Source organism: Yersinia aldovae 670-83 (genome assembly GCF_000834395.1).
Classification (GTDB): domain Bacteria; phylum Pseudomonadota; class Gammaproteobacteria; order Enterobacterales; family Enterobacteriaceae; genus Yersinia; species Yersinia aldovae.
In genome coordinates, this window is the sequence record NZ_CP009781.1 from 1217253 (window position 1) to 1232802 (window position 15550).

A 15550-nucleotide genomic window follows, 5' to 3' on the forward strand; every position below is an offset into this window, starting at 1 on the left:
CTCAAGTAAGTGATTCGGGTGATTGAATGTAGCCAACGCATATGCAGCTTGAAGTATGACGGGTATAATCCGCGCAAAGAAACAAAACAGTGAGAACTCTATCATGTGCGCAGATGTCACTCCCCTTAATCAGAACGTCGATGAACAAGAAATCGCCAAATTTGAGGCAGTTGCCTCCCGCTGGTGGGATTTAGAAGGTGAATTCAAACCCCTCCATCGCATTAATCCACTGCGCCTTGATTACATTTTGCAGCGCGCTGGCGGTATTTTCGCTAAGAAAGTGCTGGATGTCGGTTGCGGTGGCGGTATTTTAGCTGAAAGCATGGCGCGAGAAGGTGCGCAAGTGACCGGGCTGGATATGGGCTACGAACCGTTGCAAGTCGCTCGTCTGCACGCATTGGAAACCGGCGCGAAACTGGACTACGTACAAGAAACTGTCGAAAGCCACGCGCAAAAGCACCCGCAACACTACGACGTCGTCACCTGCATGGAGATGCTGGAACATGTCCCCGACCCCGCATCGGTGGTGCGCGCCTGCGCCGAATTGGTCAAGCCCGGCGGCCACGTATTCTTCTCAACCATCAACCGCAACACCAAATCCTGGCTGATGGCGGTAGTTGGCGCAGAATATATTTTGAAAATGGTGCCCAAAGGCACTCATGATGCGAAAAAGTTTATTCGGCCGTCAGAACTTATCGGCTGGGTTGACCAAACACCACTGCTCGAACGCCACATTATCGGTTTGCATTACAATCCGATAACAGACCACTTTAAGCTGGGCCACAACGTTGATGTAAATTATATGGTGCATACTCAACGGGATAGCGAATAAGGCCACCACTATTAGCTAAAGAAGAAACGGCAACTGACAAACCTCGATGACCCGACCTCAGGTAGGGGAGGATAGGCGGAAGAGTAAAGCGTCCGCGCCAGAGAGGGCGCGGCTCGCGCCTACAGGGATGTATTGACGGCAGCTTTACGATCCGCCTGTTCTCACCGCTGCGGGCACTTTGCCATTAACCTAAATTATGCCATTTTTGCTAATGTTTAATAAACCGGCAAACGATCATAATTTTAAGATTTTCAGTAAAATCTTATCCCCCAGATTAGCAGTAGGTAATCCCCAGCAATGACGCAGCCTGAGAGCCTTTGGTAACAATTCACCCCCACGTTATCCACATAATTGTGCAATGTTGTCCACTTGCCAAAAGACTCAATAATCACTATCTTGTTATCTATCTACTACCCACCCCCTACATATAGTGTTTACATACTGAACAATATACTACGACCTCAGTGATTATCTTAATCATAGAGAGCGTAAATTTGTGCTGTACAGACACTGAGTAAGGGGAACAAAGGTCACGAACACATGAACCAAAGCCTACTTGTTACTAAACGCGATGGCAGTAAAGAACGCATCAATCTGGATAAAATCCACCGGGTCATCGACTGGGCCGCGGAAGGTTTACATAACGTCTCGGTATCTCAAGTAGAATTACGTTCACACATTCAGTTCTATGATGGCATTAAGACTGCCGATATCCATGAAACCATCATCAAAGCGGCGGCTGATCTTATCTCGCGTGATGCCCCAGATTACCAATATCTGGCGGCACGTCTGGCTATCTTCCACCTGCGCAAAAAAGCCTACGGCCAGTTTGAACCACCAAAATTATTCGCCCATGTGACGAAAATGGTGGAAATGGGTAAATACGACAAACATCTGCTGGAAGATTACAGCGCAGAAGAATTCGAACAGATGGACACTTTCATCGACCATTGGCGCGATATGAACTTCTCTTATGCTGCGGTTAAGCAGTTAGAAGGTAAATATCTGGTGCAAAACCGTGTCAGCGGCGAGATCTATGAAAGTGCCCAATTCCTGTATATGCTGGTTTCCGCCTGCCTGTTCTCGAACTATCCGCGTGAAACCCGTCTGGATTATGTGAAACGCTTCTATGATGCGGTCTCCACCTTTAAGATCTCACTGCCCACACCGATTATGTCCGGTGTCCGTACCCCGACGCGCCAGTTCAGTTCTTGCGTGTTGATCGAGTGTGGCGACAGCCTGGATTCTATCAACGCGACCTCCAGTGCCATTGTGAAATACGTGTCACAACGTGCAGGTATCGGTATCAATGCCGGTCGCATCCGTGCGCTAGGTAGCCCAATTCGCGGTGGTGAAGCTTTCCACACCGGCTGTATCCCGTTCTACAAACACTTCCAGACTGCGGTGAAATCCTGCTCACAAGGCGGGGTGCGTGGAGGTGCTGCCACCCTGTTCTATCCAATGTGGCATTTGGAAGTTGAGAGCCTGCTGGTACTGAAAAACAACCGTGGTGTTGAAGGCAACCGCGTGCGTCATATGGATTACGGCGTTCAAATCAACAAACTGATGTATCAACGTCTGCTAAAAGGTGAAGATATCACCCTGTTCAGCCCATCCGATGTTCCTGGCTTGTATGACGCGTTCTTCGCCGATCAAGACGAATTTGAGCGCCTTTACACCCAATATGAGCAAGATGACAACATCCGTAAGCAACGGGTTAAAGCGGTTGAGTTATTCTCACTGATGATGCAAGAACGTGCTTCTACTGGTCGTATCTATATTCAGAACGTTGATCACTGCAACACCCATAGCCCGTTTGATCCGAAAATTGCGCCGGTGCGCCAGTCAAACCTGTGCCTGGAAATCGCGTTGCCAACCAAGCCACTCAATGACATCAACGATGAGAATGGCGAAATTGCGCTCTGTACGCTGTCTGCGTTTAACCTCGGTGCCATTGAGAGCCTTGATGATTTAGAAGAGCTGGCAGAGCTGGCGGTGCGTGCACTGGATGCCCTGTTGGATTATCAGGATTACCCGATTGCCGCAGCACAACGTGGTGCAATGGGTCGCCGTACCCTGGGTATCGGCGTGATTAACTTTGCTTATTATCTGGCGAAGAACGGTGTGCGTTACTCCGATGGTAGTGCTAACAACCTGACTCACCGTACTTTTGAAGCGATTCAGTACTACTTGCTGAAAGCCTCAAATGTGCTGGCCCGTGAACAAGGCGCTTGCCAGTGGTTCAACGAAACCACTTACTCGCAAGGTATTTTGCCGATTGATACCTATAAGAAAGATTTGGATGCCATCAGCAACGAACCACTGCACTACGATTGGGAAACGCTGCGTAAAGATATTCAAACCTTTGGCCTGCGTAACTCCACGCTGTCAGCGCTGATGCCTTCCGAGACCTCCTCGCAGATCTCCAATGCCACCAACGGCATTGAACCACCACGCGGCTATGTCAGCATCAAAGCCTCGAAAGATGGTATTCTACGTCAGGTTGTCCCTGAGTATGAGCGCTTGAAAGATGCTTACGAACTGCTGTGGGATATGCCCAATAACGACGGTTATCTGCAACTGGTCGGTTTGATGCAAAAATTTGTCGATCAGGCAATTTCAGCAAACACTAATTACGACCCAACTCGCTTCCCGTCAGGCAAAGTGCCGATGAAGCAGTTGCTGAAAGACTTACTTACCACCTATAAATTTGGCGTAAAAACCCTTTACTATCAAAACACCCGTGACGGTGCTGATGATGTGCAGGAAGATATTCAAAGTCAGCCGGGTGATGATGACTGTGAAGGCGGTGCATGTAAGATCTGATTTTTAGTTTAGGCTCTCCGCGATGAAGCCAAATGCGCTTATCGCGGAGCTTCTTCATTCGCCCTTTGCACTATTTATCCTTTGTACGTCCCTGAGGAAATCATGGCCTATACCACTTTTTCGCAAAATAAAAATAACCAGTTGCTCGAGCCAATGTTCTTTGGTCAATCCGTCAACGTGGCCCGTTTCGACCAGCAAAAGCACGCTATTTTCGAAAAACTGATTGAGAAACAGCTATCATTCTTCTGGCGTCCAGAAGAGATCGACGTCTCCCGTGATCGTATCGATTACAACGCTCTGCCAGATCACGAAAAACATATTTTTATCAGCAACCTGAAATACCAAACGTTGTTGGACTCCATTCAGGGGCGCAGCCCTAACGTGGCATTATTACCACTTATTTCTATCCCTGAACTGGAAACCTGGGTCGAAACCTGGTCATTTTCAGAAACCATTCACTCGCGTTCTTACACGCATATTATCCGTAATATCGTTAACGATCCTTCGATTGTTTTTGATGATATCGTGACCAACGAAGAAATTCTCAAGCGCGCAAAAGATATCTCAGCCTATTATGACGATTTGATTGAGATGACCAGCTACTACCATCTGCTGGGGGAAGGTACTCATCAGGTCAATGGCAAAACTGTTGTTGTTAATCTGCACGAGTTGAAAAAGCAGCTTTATCTGTGTCTGATGAGCGTCAACGCACTGGAAGCCATCCGTTTCTATGTCAGCTTTGCCTGCTCCTTTGCCTTTGCCGAGCGCGAATTGATGGAAGGTAACGCCAAAATCATCAAAATGATTGCGCGCGATGAAGCCCTGCACCTGACCGGTACTCAACATATTCTGAATCTGATGCGCGCCGGTGAAGATGACCCGGAAATGGCTGAAATTGCTATAGAATGCCAGCAACAGTGTTATGACCTGTTTGTACTGGCCGCTGAGCAAGAAAAAGAGTGGGCAGAATATCTGTTCCGCGACGGCTCTATGATTGGCCTGAATAAAGAGATCTTGTGCCAGTATGTGGAATATATTACCAATATTCGTATGCAAGCCGTGGGCCTCGGTATACCCTTTGCGACCCGCACCAACCCCATTCCGTGGATCAACTCTTGGTTAGTGTCTGATAACGTACAGGTTGCACCACAAGAAGTTGAAGTCAGCTCATATCTGGTCGGTCAGATTGATTCCGAAATCAGTGCTGATGACCTGAGTGATTTCGAGCTGTAATCCATGAAATCCACCCCCAATAACTTTCGAGTTGCACTTGTTGCATTAATCCAGCAGCGGCAACAGAATCAACCCAAGGAGTTGAGATAACTCAATGACTTGGGTAAGTGATAGCAGCCAACACCCCTGCACCTTGAAAGATGACGGGGATATCGTGACGTTGAGCACCACCGGTGCTCGACTTAACCGCCCCGCGAACAGCCGTAACTTGCTAGAAACGCTTGAATATCATCAGGTACCCATCGAATACCAATGCCGCTCTGGCTATTGTGGCTCCTGCCGCCTGCGCTTGCTGAAAGGCGAGGTCTGCTATCAACAGCAGCCGCTGGCGTTTATTCAATCTGGTGAGATCCTGCCCTGCTGTTGTCAGCCGAAGGGCGATATTGAAATCGAGCTTTAGTATACCCGTCATACTTCAAGCTGCTTGTGCGTTGGCTGCCTTCGTTCACCCCAGTCACTTACCAGTGTAAGCTCCTGGGGATTAATGAGCCTCATCCTTGAGGCTCACCCTGCGGGCTAGCATAAATGCTGTTCAAATCGGTTCCCGACCAATTTGTTGCTCAGTTGCCGCCTTCCTGCAACTCGAATTATTTAGGGTATCAAATAGATAAATCAGCTAATCGGATTTCACCTATAATCACCCTGTTGAATAGATGATATTTTTGCATCTGGAATTAAAATCATAGGGACAAAAGATGAAAAGACTGTCAATCGCCATAACCAGCCTGTTAATGGCCGCCTCTGCCAGCACTATTGCAGCAACCGAGCCGCCACTGAATCAACAACAGCCGTTAGAGAAGATTGCGCCTTACCCACAAGCTGAAAAAGGCATGAGCCGCCAGGTCATTTTCCTCGAGCCACAAGAAGACGAAAGCCGCTTCAAAGTTGAGTTGCTGATCGGTAAAACCATTGAAGTTGACTGCAACCGCCATATGCTCGGTGGCAATCTGGAAACCAAAACCTTATCTGGCTGGGGCTTTGACTATCTGGTGATGGATAAAATATCCGAACCCGCCTCAACCATGATGGCTTGCCCGGATAACACCCGCCGCCCGCAATTTATCGCCGCCAATCTGGGTGATGCTGCCATGCAGCGCTACAACAGCCGCTTACCAATTGTGGTTTATGTGCCACAAGGCGTTGATGTGAAATACCGGATTTGGGAAGCAGGCAAAGACATGAGAAGTGCACAGGTGAAGTAATTTACCTCTCAATATTCAGCATTAGCCTTGTCAAAATACCCATTCATCTGAGTGGGTATTGAAAAGCAGTGGATTTTAACCCTCATGAATTAGTGCCTAATAGCGGTTTACAATCATCCCGTGAGAAGTAAAGGGTGATACTTGATGAGGGAGGTGGATAGTTTCAGATCCACGTTCAGGGTTATCAAAATAAGACGTTGCATCAATCAACGGGGCAATATCGTCATAAACAAAGGCAGTATCCGCCAGCATCGGCTCTGTGCCAGCAAAAATAAAATCCTGAGCATCAAGTTGATCAATATCCAACCCATCCAGATACATTAAGTTGATACCTTTACCTTCCGGGCCAGTGATCGCTGATTTCACCTCCACGCCCTGAATAAGAGCCAATCCATTAATAACCATTGCACTTCTTTTGGTGACTGATAGCTCACTGAAATTCCTAATACCAATCGCACTTAAATCAATTTTATCAATGCCATGCCTAAATCCACGCACGGTATTGTGATAATCAGATTGCCCCTCCTGATGAACCACAACGAAAGTACTGGGTTCAGCATTATCCCGCTGATAGACAGAACCCAACAATGAAGCCACCATTTTACCTTGGGCATTGGTGCGTAAAGTGACACCACCACCGCCGCCATTGAGCAAAATATCTGTTGGTTGACGTACGGGCTTATCCACCAATTCACTGCTATCAACATAGTGGGCAGGTGCGGTAAAGGTATCCTGAAAGTTAAAATGATGGGCCTGCAATACGCTAACCTGTTGGTCTCCGATAATTATTATTTGACCATCAGCCAGTTTGATCTGAACATCGCCCCGCCGTTGTTTTAACCGTAATTCGCTGATTTTTTTTTCCGCAAAGCCAACCAAGTGAATAACCTCACCGTTGTCTGCCTCAAAGTTAATAATACGGTCATGCCCCTGTGGGCGTTTACGCACCACGAATATCTCTTTGCCTGCGCCTCCCACCAGCGTATTTCTACCTCGCCCACCATCAAGCAAACCATTATTCCGGCCCGCGGTTAAAACATCGTTACCATCACCACTCACTATATTATGAATAGTTTGCGGGGATCTAATCGTCAGCGTTGTCCCGCCAAGGTTTGCCTCTCCCGTTATTAAATTGGCCTTTACATCGCCTGACATCGCAGCAGTATTCAATGTGTTACGACCACCGGGCACACCATTAACCGCATCAGTTAAAATGGCTCGTGTGGGTTGTTCTGCCACCTGAGCAGCAAACTCATCAGTATAAAAATAGACATCATCAGCGCCAGCTTTGTGACCAAAGAGTCGTAGTGACCAGCTATTGAGCTTGACGGGTAAACCATTTTTGGCATCTTTAACGGCCAATTTCCACTGGCCTGTAGAGACTTCCCCACGATGATGTGTCGACATAAAGGTATAGTTAAATTCACCGGATAGCACGCTGCCCATATCATCATCGTTGACCGCTGGTTTTTTCCCGGCCCGATCTAACAGAATACTTTCGCTGCCACTCGGCGAAATTAGTTTCACCGTCAAATCGCCCAACCGCCCTACATTAGCACTGAAATCAACCTCAACCTGTTCAACATTCAAGCCACTGGTCATCGTGATCGATGAGGTATCAACTCCCCCGGCATACAGCCGTTTCCACGCATCGTAATGATGACTTTTTTCCAGACTTTGTTGGTTAGCATCGGTATTTTTACTGCTCCAACTTTCTGCCAAACGCACCGCCGCCCGCGCATCAACTCTACCAAAACCATAATCATGACTTACCTGCATCCCGCCACCATTCCAGCCTTTTGCACCATTAATGTGCCACTGGCTCGCAGGATCTTTAACTCGACGAGCCGACAAGGCCAGAATCTGTTGAACATCGCGATATCCCAGATTGGGATTAGCCTGAAGCATCAATGCAGCAATGCCCGAGACAATCGGCGCAGCAAAACTGGTGCCTTGTTCAGTACTATATTCACTACCAAAGACGGCCCCGCGTTCTGCTTTAATTTGGTGACCACTGGAAAGCATCCGGTTGCCAGGCGCTGAGACCAGTAAGCTGGCTCCGGGATTGGAAAAAGGTGGTGAGTGAGTCTGGAGTGTTGAAAGGTCAGCCGGAGTGCTTATCGCCCCGACCTGAATACCAAAACGGGAATGACTCATCAGCGATCCTTGGGTACTGCCTCCCTGCTGGCGCTGATTCCCGCCCACCGTCACAATAATAGTGCCTAATCCCCCACGACCATTTGCAGCGGCATAGCGCAAAGCGGTACTGAGAGTATTAGGCAAATTGAGCGCCCCGCCTAAGGTATGACTCAGCGCAAAGTCAGGTTTGGAACTCCAGCTATGGTTAACCACATCATAGCTGGACATCTTGCCGAGCGTGGTTAAGTCGTTACCATCATTGCTTAAATAATGCCCACCCAATGTCGAGTTATAAGCCACCCCCACGCCACCGATATTGTTTTTTGCCGCCACCATCACACCGGCCACCATAGTGGCATGGTGTGATACCTCAGCGGGCAACTCGCCCATTCTCTTTTGCGTTGCCAGCCAGGCTGTATCGACATTCGCCGCCAAATCGGGGTGTTCAATCGCGAAGATTTCTGGGCCAGTGGCGAACTCGCCGCCGGGTTCAAACTGCCCAATCCGAATACCCTTACCGCTATAATCTTGCCACACCGGTATCACATTGACCTCACTCAAGTAGCGCTGCTTTGATAGTTGAGGATCTGTGGGGATATTGGGGGGTAATAGGCTCACTGTCGCCCGCTTTGTTACCTCTTCACCGCGAGTCAGATCCACCACCGAAATGGCCGGATCCCCATCGGCATTCATCAGGCTATATTTAAAACTCATCACGCCAGTGAATTTTTTATCGGGGTAAAACCCGATATTACCGCTACGGCTTAGGTAAACATCGCCACCAATTGCATCACTCACGGCGGTGATGTGTAACGAGGATTTATCATTAAAAGACAAGTCATTGACTAATAAATCAGCACCCCGTATCAGGTGGAATCTATCACGAGAAAATGGCCGGTCAGATTTATTTCTCGTCAATACATCATCAATTGGAATAATAGTATTCGTATGCAAATCAACGGCTGAAATATCTGAGAAATTCAGTTTTTGAATATTTTTCAGGGCAAGCGTGCCATCCCGACCGGCGACTTTATCCCTAATCAGATAGCCGCTGTCAGTCCGGGTGATAATGTAATCCGCATGAGTACCATGCAATGACACCACATTTACACCGCCACCGCCGTCGATCAGTGCATTGCCCTGACCCGCTTCAATAATATCATTCCCCTTATTGCCATAAATGCGATCTGCCCCACCGCCAGCGTGGATAATACTGCCTTGTTCAGCGGCATAGATGGTATCGCCCTGTGATCCGGCATAAATAACCGCTTTACCACTGCCGCCAATAATCTTATTTTTTCCACCGCCACCTGCTAATACATCATTGCCACCACCACCGACCAGCGTCGAATTCCCGTTACCGCCTTTGATGAAAACGCTACTATTGCCGCCACTGACAATAATGTCATCGCCATCGCCGCCCTGCGCAATAGTGATACCACTGCGCGCCATATTCAGCGCCCCCCCTTTATCGCCGACAATCAACACCGTATCGCGCCCGCCATTGCCTTTAATAGTGCTTGGATCATCACTGTCACTGATAACAAACACATCGTTTCCACTATTACCTATATAGGTATTACTGCCACCCCGTCCGACCAGCCAACTGCCCTTCACACTGGCTACCAGGGTGTCGTCCATATTGCCGCCATAAACATGTTGCACCGCCAGCGTATCGGCAGACAAAGTTGCGTTTTTATTACCGAGTTGGGCATAGGCGGTGGTTGTCACGCCCCCCATGATTGAGCGAATGAATGCACCGTCAGCATCACGCTTGATAATATGGTTACTGACCGGCGAGCTGACAAAATTCACCGCCAGCACTTCCCGTAGCTGTCCCTCGATAGTAAACTTACCACGCGCCAGCACCCTATTGCCCTGACGATTATCCTCAACCGCGTTAGCATTAACTTTGATTTGCGTAATCCCCCACTCATCCAGCGTTTTCAACTCACCGGGATCGACCCTGCCGTTATGGGAGCTATCCTGCCAAATACGCAATTGGTGCCAGATTGGATCACGCCGGTCAATGACACCACTGCTATCGTCATCTTCACTGGCCAGCGCAGCAAAACCATCTTGATAGCGTTTCTCTCCCGGCTGGCCGTTAACCCCCGCCGCACCGCCGTAATATTCCGAATACATCTGGCTAATATTATCGATTCGCCCACTGCCCTTATCGAGCACCAATATGCCGGTATTCGGCCCGGCCCAGCCGGTGCGTTTAAGGGTGCCGCTGTTATCGGTATCAAACAGCACGCCATCTTCAATGCCAGTCATGGTTACCCCCTTGCCACTCAAATCCAGTAGCAGCGGGTCAACATAGGTATTGAGGGTGGTTTGCGCCGACAGACCATTGAGTGTCGCCGCATCAAATAAGCCGGTTTCCGGCAACATATAACTGGGTCGTTCCAGATAATAATCAGATAAATAGCGGCTCGGCTGGATATTGGGATCAAGCTGAACTTCCCCCGGGCGAATACCGCCCGATGCCATACTGCCCATCTGCACCGAAGTAAAATCAGTGTTATCCAAGCTACCGTCAGTAAAGGAGAAACTGTGAGTGGGCTTATTCACCAGATAGCCGTTGGTGACATCACGCCGCGCCTGATCTTCATCGGCAATGCGCTGAACCGCTTGTGGGGTTGGATTGATGGTGATGTCGATATTGCACATCTCGGTTGAGACTGGCGAGACTTCTTCGTCGGAGCTAAAGAGCTGGTTGCCTATAGCTCCGGCTGCGGCACCAAGATTGTCGGCATCCATAACTATATTCAGCCAGTTATGTATCATCGGTTGGTCTGAAGCTGGTGAGGTTGATAATGCGTCAACCATAATTTTTACTGTATTAAAAGAGAGCAATATTTCATCGGCTGAATTGCCCGCCGAATTTAAAGTACTCTGCCAGTGTCCTCCGTGCTGGTTTTTCGGCAACACTTTATAAACCGGATATAACGTCCAGGCCTCAGCGGGTAATCCATGCTTCTTAAAAACACTATTGTGAAACTGTGCAGCTTGCTCATGGCCGATATCACCATAGATAATGCCTGTCAGGCTATCGTCCAGCCTGCTTTGTTGGGTATCAAAATAGCCGCGCGCCATATCATAACGAATATGCTTAATATCCGTTTCAGTGAGGGGCTTATTATGGCTGACACCAACATCTCTCATATAGTTAATAGCTATTCGCCCGGCAATAGAATTCTCTTTGACCACACTATTAGCCAAGATGGCATAGCGATCGCCTTTGCTGGCTAAAAAATCATACATCGGGCCGGGGTCTTTATTCTCCTTATGGGTTTCTAATAATTGCCTGGCACAGGCCAGATCGGCAGCATTCAGTTGTAATTTTCCTGCATTACTATTTTGCTGTAGCATAATGTTATTCCTTAACGTTTAATATGCAATAAAAGAAACTGCTGAGTATTGCTAACAATGGCTTTCCATTGCGGTAATTTTTCTGCTGTAAAAGAAACCTCAATAAGTGAGCCAATTTCCGGCATCACAAAAAGAGCCTCACACCTGTAATACCTTTTCTCCAACGGCAGCCAGACACAATCAAATATCACCGGCACCCGCCCGTTAACTTCCGCCCAGTAATAACCATTAATATTCTCATCAAACCAATAAGGCCAATAAGGATCATTTTTATCTGGCGGAGGGCCTCTATTTAATTTTTTGGTAGCTTTAACAAAAAACAACCCTAACCTATCGATATAAATAACTGGTTCAAAGGTTTTATTCTCGTATTTTCTAAGTCTGAGATAGGCATCGCGCATAAAAGCAACATCAGTATCTGTGCGTTTAAATGGCTCGACGCTGATTGCTAATCCCTCAAACCTCAGCCCCTGTTTATACCATTTTGATTTATCCCCCGGCTGCATATCCGGCCAACTGGCGATCATGGGTAAAGAGGTAAAATTGGCATCGCAGCCTTTTTTATTTTTAGTAAAACCAGGTGTCCAGGAGCTTTTCCCTTCATATTCCGCCCAATAAATAATATATTCTTTAGGCACTTCCATTACATGACCATTAAATTTACCGCAAACAAAACCCGGTCTATTTTCAGCAAAGCTGAATGACGATATTATTAAAAGTAACAGTATTAATTTTCTCATTAGAGTTTTATTATTTAATCGCCAACTTATACTTACCTCAGGAAACATAATTACCTTCCTTAACGTTTAATATGCGATAAAAGAAATTTTTTGGTATTACTCACAATGGCTTGCCACTGTGGTAATTTTTCTACTGTAAAAGTCACTTCAACCCGGGAACCTACTTCCGGCATTACAAAACGGGCCTCGCAGATATAATATCTTTTCTCTAACGGCAACCACTGACAGTCAAATACTACCGGCACCCGCCCGTTAACTTCTGCCCAGTAGTAACCATTAACATCCTCATCAAACCAATAAGGGCTATTCCTATCCTGTGGTTCTGTCCGGAATAATTTTCTGGTGGCTTTAACGAAAAATAGCCCTAATTTATCGATATAAATAACTGGGTCAAAGGTTCTATCATTTTGTTTTCTTAGAAAAAAGTCACGCTTATAGGTGATGTCGATATCGGTTCGTCTAAATGGTCTGACAGTTATTGCTAATCCCTCATACTCCAACCCCTGTTTATACCATTTTGATTTATCCCCCGGCTGCATATCCGGCCAACTGGCGATCATGGGTAAAGAGGTAAAATTGGCATCGCAGCCTTTTTTATTTTTAGTAAAACCAAGTGTCCAGGAGCTTTTCCCTTCATATTCCGCCCAATAAATAATATATTCTTTAGGCACTTCCATTACATGGCCATTAAATTTTCCGCAAACAAAACCCGGTCTATTTTCAGCAAAGCTGAATGACGATATTATTAAAAGTAACAGTATTAATTTTCTCATCAGAGTTTTACTATTTAATCGCCTATTTATACTTATCTCAGGAGGCATAATTATCTTCCTTAACGTTTAATATGCGATAAAAGAAATTGTTGGGTATTGCTAACAATGGCTCTCCACTGTGGTAATTTTTCTACTGTAAAAAATACGCGAACAAGTGACCCTATTTCCGGCATCACAAAAATGGCCTCACAGATATAATATCTTTTCTCTAACGGCAACCACTGACAGTCAAATACCACCGGCACCCGCCCGTTAACTTCTGCCCAGTAATAACCATTAACATCCTCATCAAACCAATAAGGGCTATTCCTATCCTGTGGTTCTGCCCGGAATAATTTTCTGGTGGATTTAACGAAAAATAGCCTTAATTTATCGATATAAATAACTGGATCAAATGTTCTATCATTTTGTTTTCTTAGAAAAAAATCACGTTTAAAGGTAATATCAGTATCTGTGCGTTTAAATGGCTCAACACGCATTCTTAGCCCTTCATACTCCAGCCCCTGTTTATACCACAGCTCCTGATCCCCCGGCCGCATATCCGGCCAACTGGCTATCATCGGCAGCACCACAAAGTTGGCATCACAACCTTTTTTATTATAAATAAAGTTGGGATCCCAAGCGCTTGCCCCCTCATACTCTGCCCAGTAAATAATATAACTATCCGGCACTTCCATCACATGACCATTAAATTTCCCGCAAACAAAACCCGGCCTATTTTCAGCATAAGTTAGTGGTGATATAATCAATGACGAAATTAAACCCCCAGCAATAAGTTTATTCATTAACATCACCCCTATATAAATTCATTCCTTAATAATAATTAATTCTTATATAATATATAAAAACGAGTTGTATATTGTTAACAGCAATAAAGTAAAATAGCGTGGATATAAAAACAAAACAAGAGATTAAAATAAAATCACCATGTAATAAACATAGAAAATCAGGCTAATAAACAATATGGATTTAATAAGGAATGCGCTTATTTAAAATTGCGCCTTCCTTATTTTTTATTTGGGGAGTTGAATTTAATTACAAAATCTCAACCACTTCCAGCCAACCGTGTTGACCACAAATCGGGCTGCCTTTTAACCAGCGGTGCAGCATGTCTAATGCCAGCATGGCGCTGCTTTCCTGACGGATGCGTAAACCATGTCGACTAGCCTGATAGCGTACCGTTTGGGCAAAAGTCCCATCAGGAGTATGCAGCACAACACTTAGGCGATCATTTTGCATTGCACTTACTGCCAGTACCACTTGCGCGCCACACAGCATGGATAATGACTGAGCGCGGCCCGCCACCTCGGCTAATGACTCCTGGCAATGAGCCGGTAACAGTTCACCGCCCACCAGCGGTACGCTGGCACTCTGCAACTGCCAGTTCATTAGCCCGCCGGTAAATTGTTCACTCACCGCCAGCAGCAAACCGCGTCGAGTCAACTGTTCTGCCAATAATGTGGGCAGCCCCTGCGTGCCTTCAAATATTGTACTATCACCCGCGACTGCCCTGACCTGCTGCCAGACCGCTTCCATCGCAGCTTGCTGTGAAGCCGGCCCGGTCAGCTTCAATTCAATAATAGGTGCGGAGGAGCGATAGCCCAGCACGGTGCCTTCAGGTAGTTTCAACGGATCTAACTCTTGTGCCAAATCGCTTTCTGAGCGGCCAAACGTCGTCATACGAAGGCACAACGGGGGTTCAGCCACATCAAAATGTTGACGTAAACGCGGCATGATCTGCTGTTCGACCATCACTTTAAATTCTGACGGTACGCCGGGCGTAAAAAACATCAGACACTTATTGAGCCGTAAAGCGAAACCGCAGGCGGTTCCAACCGGGTTATCCAACATTTCCGCATTGGCCGGAATATGGGCTTGTTTACGGTTAGTCGATGACATCACGCGGCCGCGCTCATGGAAGAACGCCTCCATGCGGGCAATCCATTCCGGGTGCTCAACCAGTTGCGTTCCGGCGGCACGCGCCGCAGCCAATGCACTCAAGTCATCACTGGTTGGCCCCAAGCCACCGTTAACAATCAATACATCGGCCACCTGACTGCGCTCGGTCAGCACGTCAATCAGTGCCGCAAGTGAGTCTCCGACCGTTTCCCGACTGCTGATTGGCAGGCCTTGATTAAATAAATAGTCAGCCAGCCAGGCTGCGTTAGTATCAATAATCTGCCCATGCAGCACTTCATCCCCGGTACTCAACATCTCAACTCTGATCATTCTCTTCTCCGTTGATACTTATGCATTCACTTTATGAATCTGATTACATAAACACAACGTTTATCCATCATCAGAATAATTACCCCCGATAAAAGCCGACTTTTCAACACACTAACAATCGTAACTATAAGTTTACACCATCCGTAACGTCGATTTGACACAAATGAGACAATCCTCTACTCTGCTGCACTTTATCAT

At 46.9% G+C, this 15550-nt stretch carries 10 protein-coding genes; 5 read left to right on the forward strand and 5 right to left on the reverse strand.

Annotation, left to right across the window (positions count from 1 at the left end):
* The first annotated feature begins 103 nt into the window (after nucleotides 1-103).
* The 5 genes from ubiG to eco all read left to right on the forward strand — a co-directional run bounded on the left by ubiG (nucleotide 104) and on the right by eco (nucleotide 6093).
* Nucleotides 104-832, forward strand: coding sequence for a bifunctional 2-polyprenyl-6-hydroxyphenol methylase/3-demethylubiquinol 3-O-methyltransferase UbiG (gene ubiG / locus AT01_RS05650; RefSeq protein WP_042548508.1), 729 nt, complete (start codon nucleotides 104-106; stop codon nucleotides 830-832).
* A 540-nt stretch (nucleotides 833-1372) separates the two neighbouring features.
* Nucleotides 1373-3658 carry a class 1a ribonucleoside-diphosphate reductase subunit alpha gene (gene nrdA, locus AT01_RS05655; protein WP_042546419.1) on the forward strand — a complete coding sequence of 762 codons (2286 nt, stop codon included), beginning with the start codon at nucleotides 1373-1375 and terminating at the stop codon, nucleotides 3656-3658.
* Nucleotides 3659-3760: 102 nt separating this feature from the next.
* On the forward strand, nucleotides 3761-4891 hold the full coding sequence (gene nrdB / locus AT01_RS05660) for a class Ia ribonucleoside-diphosphate reductase subunit beta (RefSeq protein WP_004704617.1): 1131 nt from the start codon (nucleotides 3761-3763) through the stop codon (nucleotides 4889-4891).
* A 94-nt stretch (nucleotides 4892-4985) separates the two neighbouring features.
* The gene (gene yfaE / locus AT01_RS05665; RefSeq protein ID WP_042546420.1) at nucleotides 4986-5291 is read left to right on the forward strand and encodes a class I ribonucleotide reductase maintenance protein YfaE; all 306 of its coding nucleotides are present in this window, start codon (nucleotides 4986-4988) and stop codon (nucleotides 5289-5291) included.
* A gap of 295 nt (nucleotides 5292-5586) precedes the next feature.
* Nucleotides 5587-6093 (forward strand): serine protease inhibitor ecotin, encoded by a 507-nt coding sequence (gene eco / locus AT01_RS05670; protein ID WP_042546421.1) that lies wholly within the window; start codon nucleotides 5587-5589, stop codon nucleotides 6091-6093.
* Nucleotides 6094-6189: 96 nt separating this feature from the next.
* On the opposite strand, the gene AT01_RS05675 is transcribed toward eco, so the two are convergent.
* From AT01_RS05675 to AT01_RS05695, 5 genes are all read right to left on the reverse strand, one after another.
* Entirely contained in the window at nucleotides 6190-11610 is a 5421-nt protein-coding gene (locus tag AT01_RS05675) for a S8 family serine peptidase (RefSeq protein WP_042546422.1), read from the reverse strand.
* A gap of 11 nt (nucleotides 11611-11621) precedes the next feature.
* Entirely contained in the window at nucleotides 11622-12350 is a 729-nt protein-coding gene (locus AT01_RS05680; protein ID WP_407703549.1) for a hypothetical protein, read from the reverse strand.
* Between the two features lie 59 nt (nucleotides 12351-12409).
* Nucleotides 12410-13123 carry a hypothetical protein gene (locus tag AT01_RS05685; RefSeq protein ID WP_407703550.1) on the reverse strand — a complete coding sequence of 238 codons (714 nt, stop codon included), beginning with the start codon at nucleotides 13121-13123 and terminating at the stop codon, nucleotides 12410-12412.
* Nucleotides 13124-13182: 59 nt separating this feature from the next.
* The gene (locus AT01_RS05690) at nucleotides 13183-13908 is read right to left on the reverse strand and encodes a hypothetical protein (RefSeq protein ID WP_042546425.1); all 726 of its coding nucleotides are present in this window, start codon (nucleotides 13906-13908) and stop codon (nucleotides 13183-13185) included.
* Between the two features lie 250 nt (nucleotides 13909-14158).
* Nucleotides 14159-15352, reverse strand: coding sequence for a nicotinamide mononucleotide deamidase-related protein YfaY (locus AT01_RS05695; RefSeq protein ID WP_042546426.1), 1194 nt, complete (start codon nucleotides 15350-15352; stop codon nucleotides 14159-14161).
* Nucleotides 15353-15550: the final 198 nt, after the last annotated feature.

What these genes read in the sequence shown, in the direction of transcription:
- ubiG (WP_042548508.1), top strand. Translation starts at nt 104, where the DNA reads ATGTGCGCAGATGTCACTCCCCTTAATCAGAACGTCGATGAACAAGAA.
- nrdA (WP_042546419.1), top strand. Translation starts at nt 1,373, where the DNA reads ATGAACCAAAGCCTACTTGTTACTAAACGCGATGGCAGTAAAGAACGC.
- nrdB (WP_004704617.1), top strand. Translation starts at nt 3,761, where the DNA reads ATGGCCTATACCACTTTTTCGCAAAATAAAAATAACCAGTTGCTCGAG.
- yfaE (WP_042546420.1), top strand. Translation starts at nt 4,986, where the DNA reads ATGACTTGGGTAAGTGATAGCAGCCAACACCCCTGCACCTTGAAAGAT.
- eco (WP_042546421.1), top strand. Translation starts at nt 5,587, where the DNA reads ATGAAAAGACTGTCAATCGCCATAACCAGCCTGTTAATGGCCGCCTCT.
- AT01_RS05675 (WP_042546422.1), bottom strand. Translation starts at nt 11,610, where the DNA reads ATGCTACAGCAAAATAGTAATGCAGGAAAATTACAACTGAATGCTGCC.
- AT01_RS05680 (WP_407703549.1), bottom strand. Translation starts at nt 12,350, where the DNA reads ATGAGAAAATTAATACTGTTACTTTTAATAATATCGTCATTCAGCTTT.
- AT01_RS05685 (WP_407703550.1), bottom strand. Translation starts at nt 13,123, where the DNA reads ATGAGAAAATTAATACTGTTACTTTTAATAATATCGTCATTCAGCTTT.
- AT01_RS05690 (WP_042546425.1), bottom strand. Translation starts at nt 13,908, where the DNA reads ATGAATAAACTTATTGCTGGGGGTTTAATTTCGTCATTGATTATATCA.
- AT01_RS05695 (WP_042546426.1), bottom strand. Translation starts at nt 15,352, where the DNA reads ATGATCAGAGTTGAGATGTTGAGTACCGGGGATGAAGTGCTGCATGGG.